Annotated in this window: 2 protein-coding genes; both read right to left on the bottom strand. The window is 72.0% G+C overall.

Annotation, left to right across the window (positions count from 1 at the left end):
* Positions 1-255: NAD(P)(+) transhydrogenase (Re/Si-specific) subunit beta (locus tag ODJ79_RS46710; RefSeq protein ID WP_263030203.1), on the bottom strand; the 255-nt coding region annotated here is incomplete at its 3' end.
* The gene (locus tag ODJ79_RS46705; protein WP_411267456.1) at positions 252-536 is read right to left on the bottom strand and encodes an NAD(P) transhydrogenase subunit alpha; all 285 of its coding nucleotides are present in this window, start codon (positions 534-536) and stop codon (positions 252-254) included. The genes ODJ79_RS46705 and ODJ79_RS46710, both read right to left, overlap by 4 nt.
* Positions 537-539 lie beyond the last annotated feature (3 nt).

The following is a 539-nucleotide window of genomic DNA, read 5'->3' as shown; positions in this document are numbered from 1 at the left end:
CCGGCGGGCGGCGATCAGGCCGGCCGCGCCGCCGGCGACCGCGCCGGCCACGAGCGCGGCGACCGCGCCGGCCGGGACCGTTCGGTCGTGGACGAGAACGATCGCGGTGGTCAGGATCGCCGCCGCCATGCCGGCCGCGGAGATGCGGTTGCCCTGCCGGGCGGTGGCCGGGGCGTTCATCTGGTGCAGGCCGATCACGAAGCACACCGCGCAGGCGAGGTAGACCAGGTGAACGATGGTGTCGAAGCCGCTCATGACCGGCTCCGGAACATTGCCAGCATCCGGTCGGTGACCACGTACCCGCCGGCCACGTTCATCGCCGCGCAGAACGCGGCGACCGCGAGCAGCGCATAGCCGCCGATCCCGTGCACCGAGGCGGCCAGGAGCATGACGCCGACGATGACCACGCCGTGGATCGCGTTCGCGCCGGACATCAGCGGGGTGTGCAGGGTGGCCGGCACCTTGCTGATCACCTCGAAGCCGACCAGCAGCGCCAGGGTGAACACGGTCAGGTCGGCCAGCAGCAGCGGACTCATGAG

This window comes from Actinoplanes sp. KI2, from assembly GCF_025630775.1.
Classification (GTDB): domain Bacteria; phylum Actinomycetota; class Actinomycetes; order Mycobacteriales; family Micromonosporaceae; genus Actinoplanes.
The sequence above is the reverse complement of the archived record's forward strand: the minus strand, read 5'-3'. Positions and strand labels throughout refer to the sequence as shown.

Excerpts from the sequence above, each read along its gene's own strand:
- ODJ79_RS46705 (WP_411267456.1), bottom strand. The coding sequence starts at position 536 with ATGAGTCCGCTGCTGCTGGCCGACCTGACCGTGTTCACCCTGGCGCTG.